Below are 19,586 nucleotides of genomic sequence, written 5' to 3' on the forward strand. Positions count from 1 at the left end.
TGAATGAGCCGACTGGATTCCATGCTGCGCCGCCTGACCGCCCAACGCGACGGTCTGAACTGGTCGGTCGAACAGATCGCCGATATGCCTGGCGATTTGTTGGACATGGGCCTTGGAAACGGGCGCACCTATGACCACCTGCGGGAAATCCTGCCGGATCGCAGAATTTGGGTCATGGACCGTGTGTTGCAATGCCATCCGTCCAGCACACCTCCGGCAGAGGATTTTCTGCAGGGCGAGGCTGAACCGATGCTGCAGCGGCTGGCCGAGGGTGGACCGAAGATCGCGTTGGCGCATTATGATTTCGGGCGCGGCGTCAAGGAAGAGGATGTGGCCGAGGCCGCCCGGCTTAGCCCCCTGATCGCGGAAGTGATGTTGCCCGGTGGGCTGCTGATCTCGGGTCAGCCCCTGGTTGGGTTTGACCAAATCAACGGCCCGGACACCATCGCACCGGACCGTTACTTGTTCTACAGGGCCTGATCAGGCGACGCGGCGTCCGCACGACCATACACCGTTCAGTGCAGGCGCGCCCTCACGCATACGGAACCGGATGACATCTGCGCGCGCGCCCGCGCGGAGCTCACCTCGATCATCCAGCCCGACAACCTCGGCCGGGGTCTTTGTCACGGTTTTCAAGCCTCGGGCAAAATCGCCCCACATCTCTCCCAGTCGCGCGGCGGACAACAGCAGCGCCGACGGAACGTAATCCGAAGACAGAATATCAAGATGGCCCAACTCAGCTAGCTCATGCGCGGCGACATTGCCGGAATGCGACCCGCCGCGAATAACGTTTGGCGCACCCATCATCACCTTGATCCCATGATCATGGCAGGCCCGCGCGGCCTCAACGGTCGTTGGAAACTCGGCCAGTGTTATGCCGTGGCCTGCAGAGACGCGTACCTGCCCTTCGGTCGTATCGTCATGGCTTGCCAGCATCGCACCAAAGCGGCTGGCGGCTTTGACGGTTTCAACCTCGTGCTTGTCGCCGAACCGGTTCCGCAGCGCCTTGAGCGTCGCTACATGCTGCAGGAACTCATCATCGTTCATCCCGTGCTTGCCCTTCATGTAGGCTTCCAGCTGCGTCATATCGCGAAACTGGCGCTGTCCCGGCGTATGATCCATCAGTGATACAAGGCCAACCCGGTCTTCGGGTCCGAACTCATCCAATTCGTCCACCAACGTTTCCGAGCACACCTCGGCCCGCAGGTGCAGAAAGTGGCTGATTTTCAAGGCGTCCTGTTCGCGCAGATCCCACAGCTCTTTCGACAGGCCGCGCGCATATTTCTTGTACCGGCTGCCCGAAGGGATCGAGCCGATGCGCATCGCATCGAAAACGGTGGTGATCCCGGTGCTGGCCAGTTCCGCATCGTGTGCGAGAATGGCCGCAGAATGGGGCCAGTCGACCTTGGGCCGCGGCTGGATGTGACGCTCAAGATTATCTGTGTGAAGCTCGACCAGGCCGGGGCAAACGTAATCGCCTTCGCAGTCTATCGCGCCTGCTGGCACGACAGGGCCGGTTGCGACTTCAGCAATGGTTTCTCCGACGATGTGAACGCTGCCGGTAACCGTCTCATCCGGAAGAACAAGTGTGGCATTGGCAAGTATCATTTCTTCTGTCATCTGAACTTCACAAATTTTGAGCTATTGGGAAGGCCACGCATAGGAGGCCAATGTGACATTCACGCGATACGCGATCTATTTTGCGCCACCGGCCAAGGCCGAATGGACGAAATTTGCGACCCGGTGGCTGGGTTGGGACATGGAAGCGGGGGCAGAGATTGCTCACCCGGATATTGAGGGCCTCGACGTCGCCGCCGTAACGCAGGTGCCGCGCAAGTACGGGCTTCACGCGACGATGAAGCCGCCGTTTCGCCTGAATGACGGTCAGTCGCTGGCTGATCTGCGTTTGGCTTGTGAACGTTTGGCTGCAACGCAGTCCACCGTCACGCTCGACGGTTTGGACATCGCGCGGCTTGGCCGGTTTCTGGCGCTGCGCCCTCGGGGCGACACGGCCGGCCTGAACGCGCTTGCAGCGGCCTGTGTGCGCGAGTTGGACAGCTTTCGCGCCCCTGCCCCTGCGGCCGAGCTGGAACGTCGCCGCGCCGCGGGCCTGACGCCGGAACAGGACGCCAACCTGACCCGCTGGGGCTATCCCTACGTGTTGGACACATTCCGCTTTCACATCACCCTCAGTGGCAAGCTGGACAAGCCCACACTGGCAACGGTCGAGGCCACCCTGGACGCGCAACTGGTACCGCTGCTGCCCAGCCCGTTTGCCATCAATGATCTGGCGCTGATGGGCGAGGCCGGGGATGGACGGTTTCACCTGATCCAACGTTACGCCCTTTCTGGTTGAAGCGCGGCGAGGATCGCGTCAATCGTGGCATCCAAGGCCCCTGAGTTATCAACCTCGATCACCCGGTTCAGCCCGTCCGACAGCGGCAGGCTGCCCCGCCCAAGACGCCGTGCCTGTTCGTTGGCGCTTTCGCGCCCGCGCGCTGACAGGCGTTGCGCCAGAACCTTTGGGTCTGCGGTCAGAGAGATCACGATCAGATCGCCAAAGACGTCCTGCGCCCGACGCAGGACCGAGCGGGACAGGTTAACCAGAACAGCATCCGCCGTGCGTCGCAGTTCTTCGATGTCTACTGGCACGCCATACTGCAACCCATGTGCCGTCCAATGCAGCGCAAAGGCGCCGTCCAGCGCCATCTGCTCGAAGGTTTCAACCGATACCCGATCGAAATCTTCGCCCTCTTCGCCCTCGGGGCGGGTGATCACACGGCGCACCCGGTGTATACCGGGCACCCGTGCGACAAGCGCCTCCATGACGCTGTCCTTGCCGACACCGGACGGGCCGACAACCGCTATGACCGGCGCAAGGCTCATGCGGCCAGTCCCGGAGTGAATGCGGATACGTCGATCTCACGATCACAGACACGAGCGCGTGCTTCGATGTCGTGGAAAATGCCGACGATGGCCGCACCGCGCGCTTTCGCCTCTTCGATCAGAGACAACACCGTTTCCCGGTTCTGAGCGTCCAAGGAGGCGGTCGGTTCATCCAACAGCATCGCGGGGTATTCATGCGCAAATCCGCGCGCAATGTTGACGCGCTGCTGCTCACCGCCCGAAAAGGTCGTCGGGCTAAGCGTCCACAACCGCTCGGGAATGTTCAGGCGCGCCAGTAAGCCCGCGGCCTTGTCCAGCGCTGCCTGTTTTTCACACCCGACGGCCAGCAACGGTTCGGCCACCACTTCCAGCGTGGGCACCCTGGGCACCACGCGCAGGAACTGACTGACATAACCCAATGTCTCACGCCGCAGCGCCAGGATTTCGCGCGGTTCAGCCTTGGCAACGTCCAGATCACCCACCAAGACCTGCCCGGACGCCGCCAGATAGTTGCCGTAGATCACACGCATCAGCGTCGATTTCCCTGCGCCCGAAGCCCCAGTCAGAGCGACACACTCACCGGGCGCGACGTTCAACGAGGCACCCTCCATCACCGGTATTACCGCGCTGCCCTGATTGTGCAGAGTGAAGCTTTTGCTGACATCTTTGAGTTCAATCATCGTCTTCACCTTCAGACTTGCAGAACGCTGGAAACCAGCAATTGCGTGTAGGCGTGTTGTGGGTCGTCCAGAACCTGATCGGTCAGCCCGGCCTCGACCACATGGCCGTCCTTCATAACCATCAGCCGATCCGCCAACAGGCGCACAACGGCCAGATCATGCGTGACGATAATCGCGCTCAGCCCCATCTCGCGGACCAGACCGCGCAGCAGATCCAAAAGACGGGCTTGAACCGAGACGTCCAGACCACCCGTTGGCTCATCCATGAACACCAAACGCGGACCCGTCACCAGATTGCGCGCGATCTGCAAGCGCTGCTGCATCCCGCCGGAAAACGCCGAGGGGCGATCATCGACACGCGACTCCTCAATCTCGACTCGGCCCAGCCAGTCAATGGCGCGATCCCGTATATCCCCGTAGTGGCGATCACCCACGGCCATCAGGCGTTCGCCAATATTCCCACCGGCGCTGACCGACATGCGCAGACCGTCGCGCGCGTGCTGGTGCACAAACGCCCAGTCCGTTCGGCTGAGCATCCGGCGTTCAGGTTCGGACATGGTCACCGTGTCGACCGGCCCTTCGGCGCGGGTATCAAAGATAACCTGCCCAGCATCCGGTTCCAGATGACCGGCCATGCAGTTCAACAGGGTCGATTTGCCCGAGCCACTTTCGCCCACGATCCCCATCACCTCACCGGGGTAGAGATCGAAACTCACATCTATGCACCCGATCCGCGCGCCATAACGCTTTTCGATGCCTTTGACCTGCAACAGAGGGGTCATGCTGCGTTCTCCTCGGCCAGTCGGCCCTTGTGGCCTGCCTCGCGGCGCGACCGGCAATAATCGGTGTCCGAGCAGACAAACATCCGGTTGCCTGCATCATCCATGATGACTTCGTCCAGATAGCTGTCTTCGGCCCCGCACAGGTCACAGGGATGGTCTGCCTTCGTAGCCTCGAAGGGATAGTCTTCGAAATCCAGGCTGACGACCTTGGTGTGCGGTGGCACTGCGTAAATGCGTTGTTCCCGCCCCGCGCCAAACAGCTGGATTGCGTCCATCTCAAGCTTTGGGTTGTCGAATTTCGGAATCGGAGACGGGTCCATCACGTAACGGTCGGATACCATCACCGGATAGGCGTACGCGGTCGAGATCGCCCCGTGCTGGCTGATGTCCTCATACAGCTTCACATGCATCAACCCGTACTCTTCAAGGCTGTGCATCTTGCGGGTCTCTGTCTCACGCGGCTCCAAAAAGCGCAGGGGTTCCGGGATCGGCACCTGATAGACGATGATCTGATCCTCGCGCAGCTTTGCCTCGGGGATACGGTGGCGGGTCTGGATGACCGTCGCCTTCTCTGTTTCCTCGGTTGTCTCAACGCCTGCGGTGTTCTCAAAGAACTTGCGGATCGACACCGCATTGGTGGTGTCGTCTGCGCCCTGATCGATCACTTTGAACGTGTCGTCAGGCGTCAACGTCGCGGCCGAAACCTGCACTCCGCCAGTGCCCCAACCATAAGGCATCGGCATTTCGCGGCTGGCAAATGGGACCTGATATCCGGGCACCGCCAGCCCTTTCAGAATGGCACGACGGATCATTCGCTTGGTTTGTTCGTCCAAATATGCGAAGTTATACTCATTCATTTTGATGTATCACTTTGTTTTTTGGTGTATTTGTGGACGTATTTTGGTTAGGTGCGCTGTTATTGGCGCTTTTGTTTTATCTTTTCTTGCACTCTCGTCATGCGAAGCGACGGCATCGCGCGCTAAAGCGGGATCCCAGCGGTGAATGGAGTTCGATCGGATCCTGCGTAGACCCGCCAGGCGAGTAAAATCGGCAACACCCCGTGGGTTGATCGGCCGGGATTGTGCGCTCGGGCATGTGTTCCGGATCATAGGAAACCCCACTCAGACAGTGCGGCTTCCAACGCTTGTGGCGAGGTGAAATGGATACCATCCATGCCCACCGCCTGTGCGCCTTGGACGTTGTGCAAACCGTCGTCGATGAAAACACAGTCCTGCGGTGCGATCGCTGCCCGTTCGCAGAGCATTTCGAAAATGCGCGCGTCTGGTTTCATCACGCCTTCTTGCCCGGACACGACTAGCGTTCCGAAGACCTCCCCCAACCGGGGATGGACCTTTAGCCCTTCGGGCCAGGTTTCCGCCGACCAGTTTGTGATCGCATGGACCGGAATACCCTGCGCCTTGAGCTGGTCCAGCACGTCCCAAGTCCCGTGGATCGGGGTTTCAACGGTACGGGTGTAAAGCTCGACATAGGCTGCGAACAGGGATTGATCCTGCGGATCGTCCAGCTCTTTCGCCATATCGGCAAAGCGCTCGCCATTGTCGCCGCGGGCATTGCGTTCGCGAAACCCGGTGCGTTCGATAAACGCGTGTGCGGCATCCTCAGACCCAAGCGCCTCGACCCAGGCCAAATGAGGCTGCCAGTCGATCAGCACGCCGCCGATATCAAAGACGACAGCCTTCATTCTGCCGCCTCCTTCAGAGTGATCCGCTCTTCCGCTTCACGGCGCAGTTTGCGGACCAGTTCCAGCTCGGACTGGAAATCCACATAATGCGGCAGTTTGATATGCTCTAGGAACCCGGTGGCCTGAATGTTGTCCGCGTGGCTGAGAACGAACTCTTCGTCCTGCGCCGGGGCACCCAGATTGTCCTCGCCCAATTCCTCCCAACGCAACGCACGGTCGACCAGCGCCATGGCGATGGATTTTCGTTCAGACTGACCAAAGACCAAACCGTACCCACGCGTGAATTGCGGCGGTTCGGTTTTTGAGCCTTTGAACTGGTTAACCGTTTCGCATTCGGTCAGCTCAACCTCGCCGATGTCGATGGCAAAGCCCAGTTCAGGGATATCCATCTCAACTGCGACCTTGCCGATCCGCAACTCGCCCACAAAGGCGTGGTTGCGGGCGTAGCCGCGCTGCGTCGAATAGGCCATGCCCAGCACAAACCCCTCATCCCCTCTGGTCAGGGATTGCAGGCGCAAAGGCCGCGTCGAGGGAAACTCCATCGGTTCGCGCGTCAGATCACCCGGGGTATCGTCACTGGCTGGCTCATCCTGAATGATGTCCTCACCCTTGAGGAATTCGGTGATATGGGGCGTGGCCTCAGTGCGAGGCTGCCCTGCGGGTGCGGTTGGAACCTCACCCTCTGCAGCCAATTTGAAGTCCAACAGACGGTGCGTGTAGTCGAATGTCGGCCCCAGAACCTGTCCGCCAGGCGCATCCTTGAACGTGGCCGAGATGCGGCGATCACAAGCCATCTCACCGGTTTCAACCGGGCTCGAATAGCCAAATCGCGGCAGGGTCGTGCGATAAGCCCGGATCAGAAAGATCGCCTCGATCAAATCGCCACGTGCTTGTTTGATGGCAAGCGCTGCAAGATCGGGGTCATACAGAGACCCCTCGGCCATCACGCGGTTCACTGCAAGGCCCAACTGCTCGCGGATCTGGGCAAGGCTGAGTTCGGCGATATCCGTTGGACCGCGCCGTTCTTCTGCCAACCAGGCATGCGCGTTCCCGATTGCCTTTTCGCCACCTTTGACTGCTACGTACATCGCCTAGGCCTCCGCACTGATCTGCGTGCTGCGTGGCAGGGCTGCCACTTGGTCGCCGCAGGTAAAAAAGAAGTCACACCCCAACGGGTACAACGCCGCGTTGGCCTGTAGCGCCGGGATATCCGGCAAGGACAAGTGCGCAGTGTCCTTGATCCCCGGCCCCCGCAATTGCGCCCCGGCTTGTTGCAAAACATCGCATTCAACGATCAGCGTCGCCGACCGGTCGGGGTATTCCGAGGTGCCAATACGGTATGCGCCGAGTGGCCCCAGCTCGGACCAGGTGCCAACTGCAAAATCAGCTTCGGACGCTGCCGAAAGCTGCGCGCCGGTGTGAAAGCTCAGCCATTCACGCACCGCCTCTGTGTTGGCAGCGCCAGCCAGGTGAACTTTGGTATCCGGATCGCACAACGTCAGCAGCAGCGTTCCTGCTGCAACTGACAAGGGTTGCGGCGCTTCGCCCCCGGCCAATGTGCGTATTTCACCGGGTCGGGCCATAACGGTCATTGCGGCGCGAAATGCGTGAGCCGCCTGAACCGGAGCGTTTTGGAACCCGCCCGAAAACTGGGATTGTGCGGTCATCAATCCTCTCCCCGAACCATGGTGAAGAACTCGACCTTAGTGGCCGCAGCTTTGGCGGCACGGTCCGTTTTTTCGGTCAGCATCTGTTCTTTGAGCGGCGCGATCACTTGATCACGCACCGCTTCTGCTGCCGACGTCTGCATGAGCGCATCTATCAACGCCGCAGCCTCTGCCTTGGATTTGGACCGGCCCTGCACATAGCTGTGCCCAACCGTTCCGTCCTCAAGCACCAGAGAACAGCGGGTAACTGTCATTTCGCCCAGGTTGAACGGAGCGCCCGTGCCACCGGTCCGCCCACGCACCATCACGCCGCCGACTTCGGGATTGCGCAGCCACTCAAAGCCAGGCTGCGCTTCGTACCGGGCCCAAAGCGCCATCAAATCACCCTCTGGCGCACGCGCCAAAAGCCCCATCCAATTCTGCCGCGCCGCGGTGGAAATATTTGTGTGTTCTGCCATCAAAGCCTCTTGGCCGGGTTGTCTACTTTAACTATACAACTAGACAAATATTACACCCCAACGCGGTGACTCGCAATCCGCATACCTGTGAAGTTTTGATGACATGAAAAAAACACCCGTCTGGAAGGGCATCGCGCTAAGCCTAACATCGGACATCGCCGAAGGCCGGTACACGACCGGAGATCGCCTGCCGACCGAGGCACAGTTGGCGGCCAAACACGGGGTTAACCGACACACAGTTCGGCGCGCCCTGTCTGATCTGGCCGAACAGGGTTTGGTCCATGCCAGACGAGGAGCCGGAGTTTTCGTGGCTGCTCAACCGACTGATTACGCAATCGGCAAACGCGTCCGGTATCACAAGAGTATCTCAGCCAGCGGCAAGATTCCCGGAAAGAAGATTCTGACCCTGACGACCCGCGCGGCAGATCAAGCCGAAGCTGAGGCGCTGCAGATCAATACAGGCGATCAGGTGCATGTCTATGACGGGTTGTCTTTGGCGGACGGGCAGCCCATTGGCCTGTTTCAAAGTGTTTTTCCAGCGGCTCGCCTGCCAGAAATCCTTGACGCTTTGTCGGACACCCAATCTGTAACCAAAGCTCTGCAGCGATGCGGAGTAGAGGATTACACACGTGTTTCAACACGCCTGACCGCGCGCGCGGCAACCGCGACCCAAGCGCTGCACCTACGAATAACCGAAGGCGCACCGGTGTTGTTTTCCGTAGGCATAAACGCTGACCCGGACGGACTGCCCGTCGAGTTTGGACGGACTGTCTTTGCCGGCGACCGTGTGACGTTGACCCTGAACGAAGACTAAGTGACAGGACCCCTCCCGCCCGTCTTCGACCTCCTGACGGAGGTCTCATCCCGTTGGGCGTAGCGCCGCGCACAGCGCGGCGCCGGGCCCAAGGTCGCCAGACCGTATCGGCAAAGCCGATGCGGACGCGGGCGCGGGAGATCTAGCTGGCCTACCGCTCAGGCTGTTTCGTATTTTTCCAGAAACGCCTCAGCAGATAGCGCACGAAAATCCGGCAGAGCAGCTCGCAATCGGGCATTGTCCCATTCCCACCAAGCCAATTCTATCATGCGCTCGGCTACCCCGGGTGAATATCGGTCACGGATGGGTGCAGCTGTCACACCGCCGACAATGGTATAAGGCGCAACATCTTTGATGACGATCGCACCCGAAGTGATCACTGCGCCGTGGCCAATGGTGACTTCGGGCTTGATGATCGCCGCATGTCCGATCCATGTGTCGTGGCCGATCACAATCACGCGGCTTGCGCGATGTTCGAACCATTCGGCATCGTCCTCGGCGTCGTCCCAGTAATCCGCCGAGCGGTACAGAAAATGGTGCAGCGAAGCCTTCTCCATCGGATGATCCGTTGCACCAATCCGCGAGAAGCTTGCTATGTTGGCGAATTTTCCGATCCGGGCATTCGCAATGTCACAGGTCCGGTCGCAATAGGTATAGTCCCCGAACTCTGAATTCGCCACACGTGTTCCCGCACCGATTTCAACGAATGCACCAAACGAACTATTGGTGATGCTGCAATCAGGATGAATAAACGGCTGATCGGAGCGCAGTCGTGGCATGGTCTTTATGTCCTTAATCCGGGGTCAGGGCAGCGGGAAGGGTTTGGCCTTAGAATCCTTGGCCTTCCGCTTTTTGCCGGTTTCGCCCTGGATCAGTCGACGACGCAGCCAGCCCGAAAACCAATCCATCAGCATGACCATCAGGATAATCAGGACAATGTAATAAGCGACCTCTTCCCAATCCTTCTGAGTGATGATCGCCTGCGTCAGCAGCAGCCCGATACCACCGCCCGTGATCGCACCAATCACCGTGGCGCTGCGGGTGTTGGATTCAAGGAAGTAAAGCAGCTGGCTCAGCAACACTGGCGTCACTTGCGGGATCACGCCAAAGCGATAGCGCTGTGGTGCATTCGCGCCTGTGGACTGCACCCCTTCGATCTGCTTTTGGTCCACGTTTTCCAGCGCTTCCGAGAAAATCTTTCCGAAAGTGCCTGTATCGGTCACCAGCATGGCCAGCGCGCCCGTCAGTGGCCCTGGTCCGAATGCGCGTGCCAGAATAACTGTCCAGATCAGCGCATCCACGCCCCGCACAAAGTCAAAGATGCGACGTGTGGCAAACCTGAGCGACCTTAGAGGGTTGAAATTGCGAGCGGCGAGGAATGCCAGCGGCAGGGCCACCATCGCGGCACCAAATGTTCCAAGGAACGCCATCAAGATCGTCTCGAAAATCGCCCATGCAACGTCCTGGTGCCGCCACATCTTGTTGGTCCAGAAATCGTTGAAAATCTCTCCAGCCTCACCTTGGGCGGCCAACCCGGCCAACTCAGTGAAGGACTTGCCATAGTAGGGGCTATCGAGTGTGAACCAGAACAGCTCCCAGCCGTTGAAATAGCGGAACACCTCGGAACGGTTGCGGGTTACCGTCAGGCGGCCAGCGTCGGTTGTGATCGCCATCCGGTTCTTTGAGACATTGATCCAATCTGGCACATCTCCGGCCGGTAGTTCAGCCTGAACGCCTGCTGAACGGGTGGGTGTCGCACGGACTGTGCCGTAACCCGGGATATCGTATTCTACAGTCTTGGGGCCAAAGCGCACAATGTGACCGTCTTCCAGATCAATGACCGTGGTTTCCCCGAGGCTCACCCACTCCGGGGCCTGACCTTCGGGATAGCGACCTTTGCGTTCACCCTCGATGGCGGCCGAAACTTCCCCGGTGCGGTTGTCGCGCTCGATATGGGTTTTGTAGCTGTAGCTGTCCGCAACCAGCGTCTTGCCGTTTTGCCAGTTTGCGCGCTCGGCCAGTCCGGGCACGTCGAAGGCAAAAAACACATAGACCAGATAGGCCAGAACCAGCGCGGGCAGCCCAAAATTGGTCAGCCGTTTGCGGTTGAACTGACGGTCAGCCTCGGCCTTCAGCTCATCAATAGACAGGTCGGTGGCGAAGGTGCTCATGCCCGCGCTCCTTTTTCGGAACCGTGGGTCAGACGCTCACGCAGAAGACCCGAGATTTGATCGACGACAACGATTGTCACGAACAACAGAAGGAAGATCGCGGCGGCCTCGTCATACCGTCCCTGCCCCCAGGACATCGAATTCCGAAGCTCGTAACCCAGACCACCCGCGCCGACGAAACCCAGAATGGCCGAGGCGCGGATGTTGATTTCGAACCGCAACAGCGCATAGCTGACATAGTTCGGACCAACCTGCGGGATGACGCCCAGATACATCCGTTGCGACCAGTTTGCGCCCACCGAGTGCAACCCCTCGACCGGTTTCAGCGAGGCGTTCTCATTCACCTCGGAAAACAGTTTGCCCAGCGCGCCTGCCGTATGGATGGCGATGGCGATCATCGCGGGAACCGGACCACCGCCCAGAACAAAGATCAGCACCAGAGCGATCACGATTTCCGGCACCGCGCGGCAGATATCCGCGATGCGGCGGAACAGCGGGATCAGCGACGGCCACAGCGCCATGCCGCGGGTCGACATCAGCGCAAGGAACGTGCCCGCAATCGTCCCGATCAGGGTCGAGGCCGCGGCGATGTTGATGGTCTCAACCAGCGCGGGGAAGAACTTGACCAGATTGGCGGGCAATAGGTCGATCTTTTCCCACGCTTCGGACAACACCTCGGCCGGGTAGTCAAAGATCCTGTGCCACCCATCGGAAAAGCTGCCCGCGTTGCGGCTGTCGGCAGTGCGGAACCCGGCGGCCATCAGGGCCACGAATACGATCAGAAGGATACCACCATAGACCCGCTTGCGTCGTGTCATCTCGGTATAGTCGGACCGGATCTGGTCGACGCTGGGGGACCCTGCGGTCAGGTCTGTCATGGAATGCTCCTGAGTGGACAAACGGGGCCCGGTTTTCCACCGGACCCCGATCATTGGGTATGCAGGCTTAGTTGGACTTCAGCTTGCGCGCTTCGATGATGATTTCGTAGGCGTCATGCGTGATCGGTTCGAACGCGCGGGCCTCGCCGGCCGCAACGCCGTAGAAGCAATCGCGGTCCTTGTCAGCCAGACCAGCCATCAGGGCAGTCATCTTTTCCTTAATGTCCGCAGGCAGAGCTTTGCGCAGAACAATGGGACCTTCCGGGATCGGCTCGGATTTCCAGATCTCGACCATGTCGTTCATGTCGACCAGACCGGCATCCACGGCACGGCGCAGCGCGCCCGACTGATAGCCGTCTTCCCAATCACCCAGACCGTCGGCCCAGGTCACGCCGCCGTCTACGTCGCCGTTGTTAACCGCAACGATGGTCTGCTCGTGACCCCCGGTGAATTTCACTTCGCCGAAATAGTCACCCGAGTCCATGGTTGCACCGGTGGCCTGCGGGATTTCGATCGACGGGATCAGGTAGCCCGAGGTCGAGTTTGGATCGCCGAAGCCAAAGGTCTTGCCCTTCATGTCTTCCAGCGAGGTGATGCCGCTGTCCTTGCGGGCAAAACCGATCGAGTAGTAACCGTAGCCGCCATCGGTGTTGACTTTGACCAGTACCGGCTCAACCGCTTCGGCGTCGCTCAGATAGGTTTTGGCATAGCTCGATGCGCCCAGCCACGCCATGTCGATGGTGCCGCCCAGCAGGCCCTGGATCACGCCGTCATAGTCCGCAGGGGCAAACAGCTTGGTTTCAACGCCCAGTGCTTCTTGGGTGTATTCGCGAAGGCATTCGTTGTTGTTCAGGCGGTCTTGAGCGTTCTCGCCGCCCAGAATACCAATACGGAATTCGTTGATTTCCTGAGCCATGGCCGGTGCAGCCAATGCAGTTGTGCCCACCAGGGCAGCAATCAGTTTTTTCATCTGTCTCTCTCCGGGTTGATATGCCGGCCTTTCATCGGCCGGTCGATGAAAGGGTTGAAACGGGCTTAGATGGTGGCCTCGGCTTCCATCAGCGCCTTCTGGGTCGCGTCCAGCGTTTCGATCTCGGTTGAGGTCGCCTCTTCCGAGAAGCTGGCATCGGCCCCATAGATTTCGCGGGCGACGCCCGTTGTCAGTTGTTCGGGCAGGCCGTCGAACACGATACGCCCATCGCGCATACCGACCACGCGGTCGCAATAGCGGCGCGCGGTGTCCAACGTGTGCAGGTTGGCGATGACGGTGCGACCGTCCTCTTCGTGGATGCGACGCAGCGCCTGCATCACGACCTGCGCGTTCATCGGGTCGAGCGAAGCAATGGGTTCGTCCGCCAGAATGATGCTGGGGTCCTGCATTAGGGCGCGTGCAATGGCGACACGCTGTTGCTGACCACCCGACAGGGCTTCGGCCCGTTTGGGCGCATGCTCGGCGATGCCAAGGCGATCAAGAATATCGATCGCGCGGTGGATGTCTTCCATCGGGAACAGGTTGAACATGGTCGCCAGCGTCGAGTGGCGATTCAGTGTGCCGTGCAGCACGTTCGACACCACGTCCATGCGGGGCACAAGATTGAACTGCTGAAAGATCATCGCGCAATCGGCCTGCCATGCACGCTTGTCACGGCCCTTCAGCTTGGTGACATCGCGGCCCTCGAACAGAATTTCACCGTCGCTTGCGTCCGTCAGACGGTTGATCATCCGCAGCAGGGTCGACTTGCCCGCGCCCGACCGCCCGATGATGCCGATCATGCAAGGCTTGTCTACATCCAGCGTCGCTGCATCAACGGCTGCGTTATCGCCGAAGCGTTTGGTCAGTTTCTCAATGCGCAGCACGTGCCACCCCCAATTCGTGTTGGGGGTCAGCTACAGATGAGATTCAACGGCTGTGTGTCGATTGGGTGAAAGTTTTGTAAACGCCGCTACGGTCCAAGGGGCCTACCCTTCGGCACCTATCGCCGCTATATGCGGTGCCAACACGCTATCCATATGAGGCCAGCCATGAGCTTTGACCGCAGTATCAAGATCGCCCCGTCGATCCTGTCCGCCGATTTCGCCAATTTCGGGGCCGAGATTCAGGCCATTGAGGCCCAGGGGGCCGATTGGGTCCATGTCGATGTGATGGATGGTCATTTCGTGCCGAACCTGACCTTTGGCCCGCCGGCTGTGAAGGCGTTCCGCCCGCATGTCAAAACGGTCATGGATGTGCATCTGATGATCACACCTGTTGACCCCTACATCCAGGCCTATGCGGATGCCGGAGCGGACATCCTGACCGCCCATGTCGAGGCCGGGCCGCACACGCACCGCACTCTGCAGGCCATTCGGGCCGCCGGGATGAAGGCTGGCGTTGCGTTGAACCCTGGCACTCCGGCTGAAGCAGTCGAACATCTGTTGGATTTGGCCGATCTGGTCTGCGTAATGACCGTGAACCCCGGCTTTGGTGGTCAGAAGTTCATCGACATGACTGATAAGGTCCGCAAACTGCGCGCGATGATCGGTGATCGTCCCGTTCACATCGAAATTGACGGCGGCGTTGATCCCAAGACCGCACCACTGGTCGCGGCAGCAGGTGCGGACGTGTTGGTCGCCGGATCGGCCGTATTCAAGGGCGGCTCGGTCCAGAACCCCGATGTCTACGGCCAGAACATCACTGCAGTGCGTAACGCTGCAGAATCAGCACTGGATTGATGCGCACGCAAAGTAACGTGGCGCGCTAGTTCGAGCGCGGCACGTCCTGCGCGCCCTCATTGCCATACCGGGCGCGCATCTTGATGGCCTGCAGGAACCGCCCCTCGGCCACCAGCGCCGACAGGAAGTCTCCGAGGTAATCCTCGGGCAAGCCAGCCTGGCTCGCCGCGTCGAAAGTGTCCTCCGCCTCATCGAACCTGTCTTCGGCAATCAGCACCAAAGCGTTGGTGTATTGTTCAAACTCACCACCGGGGTACAGTTCTAGAGCACGGTCGATGGCCTCGCGCGCCTCATCGGTATGCTCCAGCCACAAGGCAATGTCTGCGTGCAGGCGGTGGTCAAAGCGGTCAGCGCCTTCAAGCGCCACGCTACGCCGGATGTGATACAGCGCGGCTTCATAATCGAGGTCATCCGCAAACAGCCTGGCCCGCCAGTACAGCAAATAAGACCCCGGTTCCGCACGGCTCTCAGCCTCTTCCAGAACCAAGTGCGCCTGCGCGCGTTGCCCCAAATCGGACAGCGCCCGCGCTTTGCGCACATAACCATCCGCATCGTTGGGTTTGGCCGCGACCACTGCCTCGGCGTCCTTGAGTGCCTGTTTGGGCCGATCCAGCATCAGCAGAATGAGGGATCGACGTGACAGCGCAGAAATAAAATCCGGCTTCAGGTCCAACGCCCGGCTGATCGGATCAAACGCGGCCTCCCACTCATCCTGTTCGGTCAAGACAAAGGCCATGCCATAGGCAGAGTATGGGTCATACGGGTCAAGCGCGCTGGCCTTTTCGAATAGCCCAAACGCCTCTTCCAACCGATGTTGATCCACAAGCCGCCAGGCCAGTTCACGCATCGCCCAAGTGTATTCGGGATTCAGCGCCAGTGCGGTCTGCATGATCTGTTCAAATTCAGCGTAATCCACCTGCCCGGCCCGTCGCGCACTGGCTGCAAGTCCGGCCATATTACCGGCACTTGGCTTGCGCGACACTGCCTGCCGGAACAACTCGGCCGCCTCCGGGAAGGCATCCCGGTTGTACATTACCCAGGCCCGGCCTTGCAGCCCGACCTCGGCATTCGGGTCCAGGGCCAGGATTTCAGTGAATGCTTCATCAGCTTCATCCAGAGCATCAAGATCGTAGTAAGCCCAACCTAACTTATCCAACATTTCAATGCGCTGCCGATCCGAGGCACCGATGCCACCAAGACCGTGCTGGCAAATCTCTATCATGCGCTCTGGCGTGTCGCTTTGCTCCAGACAGGCCGATACATAGGTGTCCTGAGAATCCGTCAGCAGCGGCTTCGCGGTCCCCGCGACGGCGACCATGCCAAACGCTGCTGAAAGGGCGAATATAGGTAACGATCTGATCATGCTGCCAAGTATCTTTGTTTCCGCAACGACCATACGGACAATTGCGATCAAAAAAAGGCCGCTTGGCGCGAAGCGGCCTTAAATATTAGTGAAGCTCGGCACTCAGAAAGCCTCGATTTAGTCGGGTGTCATTGCACGTTGCCTTGATCAATCGCCAACCAAGGCTGTTCCACCTGCATTCCCTGATAGATCGCGTGCAGAAACACATGCGCCAAAACCGGATCATTCGAAAATGGCGCAAGGTTGAGCCTGCCCTCTCGGACTCCTTCTTCAGCCTGATACACGACAGCATCATCCTTGATCGTCGACAGGACCTTCAACTGCGCAAGAGCCTCAGGGTTTATCGCCGTCGGGTCGTCGGACAGGATGACAAAATCAGCAACCTTGCCAACCTCGATCGACCCTTTGTCATCTTCCTCAAAATGCTGCCACGCAGGCCAAATCGTCATCGCCTTGAGCGCTGTCATCACATCGACCCGCTGATGCGGTCCCAGAATATCTCCGGACCGGGTTCTGCGCGTTACAGTCGCGGCGAGCACACGCATACTGTCTGGCAGCGCGACTGGCGCGTCGTGATGAGTGCCAAACATCATGTCTCTTTCGCGAATCCAGCCCGAAGGTGAAATGTTTTCGGCGTTTACTGGACCGACTGTGTGATCGCGGTGCCAATCGCCCCAATAGAAGGTGTGCATTGGGAAAATCGAAGGGAACACGCCCAGGCGTTTGAAACTCGCCACCTGATCCTCGCGCAGGAACTGGCCATGGACAAGCACGGGTCGATTTCCGGGGTCGCCATATTTCATCTGAGCGACCTCAAGCGCGGCGATGAGCATGTCCGACGCGCCCTCGCCGTTCGAGTGGACAATAATCTGGATGCCGTTCTCGTAACACCAGTTCACAGCATCCTGCAGCTGATCCATCGTAATCGCGGAATAGCCAGCGTACCCCGCCGGATAAGCGCCGACCGGATCATAATATGGGCGATCCCTCAGCGCCGTGAACCCCTGCGGGGATCCATCGATGGTCAGCTTGCAGCCACCGACCCTTACCCGGTCCTGATAGTCACGCGACACATTGGCACCAATGTATTCACGCGATTCCAGAACATCAGGGAAGGCCACGATATCAATGGGCAGGCCATCTTCGGCTCCCACCTTCTTCAAGGCTTCGACAATCTGACCGGATGAGCGCCCCTCTTGTCCGGTTGTGTACCCGTATTTGGCCCACAGGTCGCTACCTGCACGCGCGAAGGCAATCATGCCCTCTTCGCCCAGATTGCTCAGCATCGGCACTAGGACGGCGAAAAAGGCATATTCTTCAAGCACACCATTGGGCAGTCCGCTTTCATCGCGCTGAATGACCCCACCCGGAGGGGCCTCAGAGCTTTCCGTGATACCCGCGATTTCCAGCGCTTTCGAGTTTGCCACACCGATGTGACCGGACTGATGGACGATCACGATGGGTAAGTCGGCGGAAACTGCGTCCAATTCATCGCGGGTGGGATGGCGCAGCTCCTTCAGTTGCGCATTGTCATAGCCGAAGCCGATGATCATTTGCACCTGATCGACTGTCTCAGCGTTGTCTTCCACCCACGCGGACAGCGTGGCCTGCAAGCTGGCAATGTCGGTGACTTCGCCATCCGGCGGTGCCAGCAGATTCGCGGACAAGGCCTGTAGACCGCCCATCACCACATGACCGTGACTGTCCACGAAACCCGGAAGCATGGCGCGCCCAGCCAAATCAAAGGCACGCGTATCATCACCGCGAAGGTCTGCCATCTCTTCAAGAGTACCAACGGCCAGAATGCGGCCATCCCTGACGGCAACGGCCTCAGCCGTAGGCTGGCCATCGTTGATTGTCAGGATCGGCCCGCCGGAATAGATCGTGTCCGCAGTTTGTTGAGCGAGGGCGGAACCGGCAGAAATGGCCGCCCAAGCTGATATCAGGACTGAGATTGATGAAATGTTCATTTATGACCTCTTTCCTACTGAAAATGCGTTGAACTCACTTAGTCCCCGTTTTCTTGGCTGGCGGAAAATGCGCGACCCGCGAGTCAGCGGGTTGGGAAAAGCTCTCTGAACTCCTCACGCATGCGCAAACGTTCTGGATACTCCTCAAGAAACTGCTGCGGGGGCTTCCCTTCCCAGACCTGAGCGTAGACACGCATCTTGTTCCCACCATAGATCTTGGCGAGGTCTTCGTTGGAGTATCCACGCGCCCACAAGTCGTCCGTGATGGCTGCCAATATCTTGGCCAATTCGCCATTACCTGTTGCGCCTTTGTTGAACGCATCAATCATATAGCCACCGTCATCATACATGCTGGCATTCGCCGTCGCGAATTGGATGACAAGTTCGGTCGAGAACATGTCATCCGTCGCTATGCCAACATGGTCCACGCCAACCAACTGCACATAGTAATCAATCATGTCTGCAGCCTGTTTGGGCGAAATGTCTTCTGGCCAAACGCCGTCCATCATCCATTCCGTAAACGTCGGTGAAACATACCCACCCGACTCGGCCGCCCGGATCGCTTCATCGTCGGGAATGGCCCTATAGCAGCCCCGAGGTGTCGCGTTCGGTTCGCTCTTGTACAAACCCGCTGGCACGGAATGGGTGTAGACGAACGGAACACCGGGATAGTTACTCTCCATATACTCCATCGCGTCGTTCGCCGTCCGAGAGCCAGTGTGGCTGAGGTCCAGTAGAATTCCGAACCGAACCATTTCGTCTATGACCGATTTTCCCCAAGCTGTAAGGCCAATGTCATTGCCATTATAGGCCGCCAACTGGCCCGACCCGGTCCGAAAAATATCGTTGTAGGCAAGGATCATGCTTTTGATGCCCATGTCCTTGAGCACTGCCATCTTCCTGAGATCACCGTCCAGAATGGTGGCCGTCTGACTGTTCCAGATAACAGCTGTTTTCCCCTGAGCATGCGCGGCCTCGATATCTCGAGTCTCATTTACGATCAAAAAATTTTCCGGCTGCTCAGCCATGGCGGCCCGAAAATGGTAGTGCTGTTCCAGGAACCTATCAAAAGACATGTCCGCAGCGGCGAGGGTCATTTCGTGACCGGTGATCCCGTTTTCTCGGACGCGGTCAAAATAGGTGTGTAACTGCTCATATTCCGTCCACCCAGTACCATAAGGGCTGGCGAGCATCCCCAGAACAATCGTGTCCTGAACGAACTGCTTGGCCTCGTCAGAGGCATCCCATGTTTTGCTTTCTTCACTGGCCCAAACTGGCGCTGTACCGGCCAAAACCAGGCTCAGGGCGATCGTGGTTACCTTCGTGACGCAATCCCTCAACAACATCTTGTTTCAAGGATAATGCACGGGCCTCGGCCATGAGGATAGTACGAAATAGAATTCGTGAATTTATGAGCGACAAAAAAAGGGCGCCCATTTGGGCGCCCCTTCTGTCGGTATTCGCGGGTGCGAATTACTCGATGATTTTCGACACAACGCCGGC

21 protein-coding genes are annotated in these 19,586 nt (G+C 58.9%); 4 read left to right on the forward strand and 17 right to left on the reverse strand.

Annotated elements, in window-relative coordinates; translation table 11 throughout:
* Positions 1-3: 3 nt before the first annotated feature.
* The gene (locus GOV53_RS09625) at positions 4-480 is read left to right on the forward strand and encodes a class I SAM-dependent methyltransferase (protein ID WP_170465808.1); all 477 of its coding nucleotides are present in this window, start codon (positions 4-6) and stop codon (positions 478-480) included.
* On the opposite strand, the gene GOV53_RS09630 is transcribed toward GOV53_RS09625, so the two are convergent.
* Positions 481-1,620, reverse strand: coding sequence for an alpha-D-ribose 1-methylphosphonate 5-triphosphate diphosphatase (locus GOV53_RS09630; RefSeq protein ID WP_170465811.1), 1,140 nt, complete (start codon positions 1,618-1,620; stop codon positions 481-483).
* Positions 1,621-1,672: 52 nt separating this feature from the next.
* Here GOV53_RS09630 and GOV53_RS09635 point away from each other — a divergent pair, with 52 nt between their 5' ends.
* A complete protein-coding gene (locus GOV53_RS09635) occupies positions 1,673-2,356 on the forward strand; it encodes a DUF1045 domain-containing protein (RefSeq protein WP_170465814.1) in 684 nt (227 codons plus the stop codon).
* Here GOV53_RS09635 and phnN read toward each other — a convergent pair.
* The 8 genes from phnN to phnG all read right to left on the reverse strand — a co-directional run bounded on the left by phnN (position 2,338) and on the right by phnG (position 8,175).
* A complete protein-coding gene (gene phnN, locus GOV53_RS09640; protein WP_170465817.1) occupies positions 2,338-2,886 on the reverse strand; it encodes a phosphonate metabolism protein/1,5-bisphosphokinase (PRPP-forming) PhnN in 549 nt (182 codons plus the stop codon). The genes GOV53_RS09635 and phnN overlap by 19 nt on opposite strands.
* Complete coding sequence (phnL, locus tag GOV53_RS09645; RefSeq protein ID WP_170465820.1) at positions 2,883-3,566, reverse strand: phosphonate C-P lyase system protein PhnL; 684 nt, start codon at positions 3,564-3,566, stop codon at positions 2,883-2,885. The genes phnN and phnL overlap by 4 nt, the downstream gene beginning before the upstream one ends.
* A gap of 11 nt (positions 3,567-3,577) precedes the next feature.
* A complete protein-coding gene (gene phnK / locus GOV53_RS09650; RefSeq protein ID WP_170465824.1) occupies positions 3,578-4,348 on the reverse strand; it encodes a phosphonate C-P lyase system protein PhnK in 771 nt (256 codons plus the stop codon).
* Complete coding sequence (locus tag GOV53_RS09655; RefSeq protein ID WP_170426832.1) at positions 4,345-5,205, reverse strand: alpha-D-ribose 1-methylphosphonate 5-phosphate C-P-lyase PhnJ; 861 nt, start codon at positions 5,203-5,205, stop codon at positions 4,345-4,347. Before GOV53_RS09655 ends, phnK begins: the two co-directional genes overlap by 4 nt.
* A gap of 248 nt (positions 5,206-5,453) precedes the next feature.
* The gene (locus GOV53_RS09660; protein ID WP_170465827.1) at positions 5,454-6,050 is read right to left on the reverse strand and encodes an HAD family hydrolase; all 597 of its coding nucleotides are present in this window, start codon (positions 6,048-6,050) and stop codon (positions 5,454-5,456) included.
* Positions 6,047-7,138: a carbon-phosphorus lyase complex subunit PhnI gene (locus GOV53_RS09665; protein WP_170465831.1), complete on the reverse strand. Its 1,092-nt coding sequence runs from the start codon at positions 7,136-7,138 to the stop codon at positions 6,047-6,049. Before GOV53_RS09665 ends, GOV53_RS09660 begins: the two co-directional genes overlap by 4 nt.
* Before the next feature lie 3 nt (positions 7,139-7,141).
* A complete protein-coding gene (gene phnH / locus GOV53_RS09670; protein WP_170465835.1) occupies positions 7,142-7,717 on the reverse strand; it encodes a phosphonate C-P lyase system protein PhnH in 576 nt (191 codons plus the stop codon).
* Positions 7,717-8,175, reverse strand: a complete 459-nt coding sequence (phnG, locus tag GOV53_RS09675; protein ID WP_170465838.1) for a phosphonate C-P lyase system protein PhnG — start codon at positions 8,173-8,175, stop codon at positions 7,717-7,719. The genes phnH and phnG overlap by 1 nt, the downstream gene beginning before the upstream one ends.
* 103 nt (positions 8,176-8,278) lie before the next feature.
* Between phnG and phnF the strand changes: the two genes are divergently transcribed.
* Complete coding sequence (gene phnF, locus GOV53_RS09680; RefSeq protein ID WP_170465841.1) at positions 8,279-8,989, forward strand: phosphonate metabolism transcriptional regulator PhnF; 711 nt, start codon at positions 8,279-8,281, stop codon at positions 8,987-8,989.
* Between the two features lie 158 nt (positions 8,990-9,147).
* Here the strand turns inward: phnF and GOV53_RS09685 are convergent, their stop codons facing one another.
* The 5 genes from GOV53_RS09685 to phnC form a co-directional block, all read right to left on the reverse strand.
* Positions 9,148-9,768, reverse strand: coding sequence for a chloramphenicol acetyltransferase (locus GOV53_RS09685; protein ID WP_170465844.1), 621 nt, complete (start codon positions 9,766-9,768; stop codon positions 9,148-9,150).
* Positions 9,769-9,792: 24 nt separating this feature from the next.
* A complete protein-coding gene (phnE, locus tag GOV53_RS09690) occupies positions 9,793-11,160 on the reverse strand; it encodes a phosphonate ABC transporter, permease protein PhnE (RefSeq protein WP_170465847.1) in 1,368 nt (455 codons plus the stop codon).
* Complete coding sequence (gene phnE / locus GOV53_RS09695) at positions 11,157-12,038, reverse strand: phosphonate ABC transporter, permease protein PhnE (RefSeq protein ID WP_170426840.1); 882 nt, start codon at positions 12,036-12,038, stop codon at positions 11,157-11,159. The genes phnE (GOV53_RS09690) and phnE (GOV53_RS09695) overlap by 4 nt, the downstream gene beginning before the upstream one ends.
* Positions 12,039-12,105: 67 nt before the next feature.
* Positions 12,106-13,008, reverse strand: a complete 903-nt coding sequence (gene phnD / locus GOV53_RS09700) for a phosphonate ABC transporter substrate-binding protein (RefSeq protein ID WP_170465850.1) — start codon at positions 13,006-13,008, stop codon at positions 12,106-12,108.
* A 65-nt stretch (positions 13,009-13,073) separates the two neighbouring features.
* The gene (phnC, locus tag GOV53_RS09705) at positions 13,074-13,895 is read right to left on the reverse strand and encodes a phosphonate ABC transporter ATP-binding protein (RefSeq protein WP_170465853.1); all 822 of its coding nucleotides are present in this window, start codon (positions 13,893-13,895) and stop codon (positions 13,074-13,076) included.
* Positions 13,896-14,060: 165 nt separating this feature from the next.
* On the opposite strand from phnC, the gene rpe reads away from it, so the two are divergent.
* Positions 14,061-14,750 carry a ribulose-phosphate 3-epimerase gene (gene rpe, locus GOV53_RS09710; protein ID WP_170465856.1) on the forward strand — a complete coding sequence of 230 codons (690 nt, stop codon included), beginning with the start codon at positions 14,061-14,063 and terminating at the stop codon, positions 14,748-14,750.
* A gap of 25 nt (positions 14,751-14,775) precedes the next feature.
* Here rpe and GOV53_RS09715 read toward each other — a convergent pair whose 3' ends face one another.
* From GOV53_RS09715 to GOV53_RS09725, 3 genes are all read right to left on the reverse strand, one after another.
* Entirely contained in the window at positions 14,776-16,113 is a 1,338-nt protein-coding gene (locus tag GOV53_RS09715) for a tetratricopeptide repeat protein (protein WP_170465859.1), read from the reverse strand.
* A gap of 128 nt (positions 16,114-16,241) precedes the next feature.
* Positions 16,242-18,083, reverse strand: coding sequence for an amidohydrolase (locus GOV53_RS09720; protein ID WP_170465862.1), 1,842 nt, complete (start codon positions 18,081-18,083; stop codon positions 16,242-16,244).
* Positions 18,084-18,166: 83 nt separating this feature from the next.
* Positions 18,167-19,429 carry a dipeptidase gene (locus tag GOV53_RS09725; RefSeq protein ID WP_170465865.1) on the reverse strand — a complete coding sequence of 421 codons (1,263 nt, stop codon included), beginning with the start codon at positions 19,427-19,429 and terminating at the stop codon, positions 18,167-18,169.
* Positions 19,430-19,586: the final 157 nt, after the last annotated feature.

Origin of the sequence: Ruegeria arenilitoris, from assembly GCF_013035315.1 — a bacterium.
Taxonomy (GTDB): domain Bacteria; phylum Pseudomonadota; class Alphaproteobacteria; order Rhodobacterales; family Rhodobacteraceae; genus Ruegeria; species Ruegeria arenilitoris_D.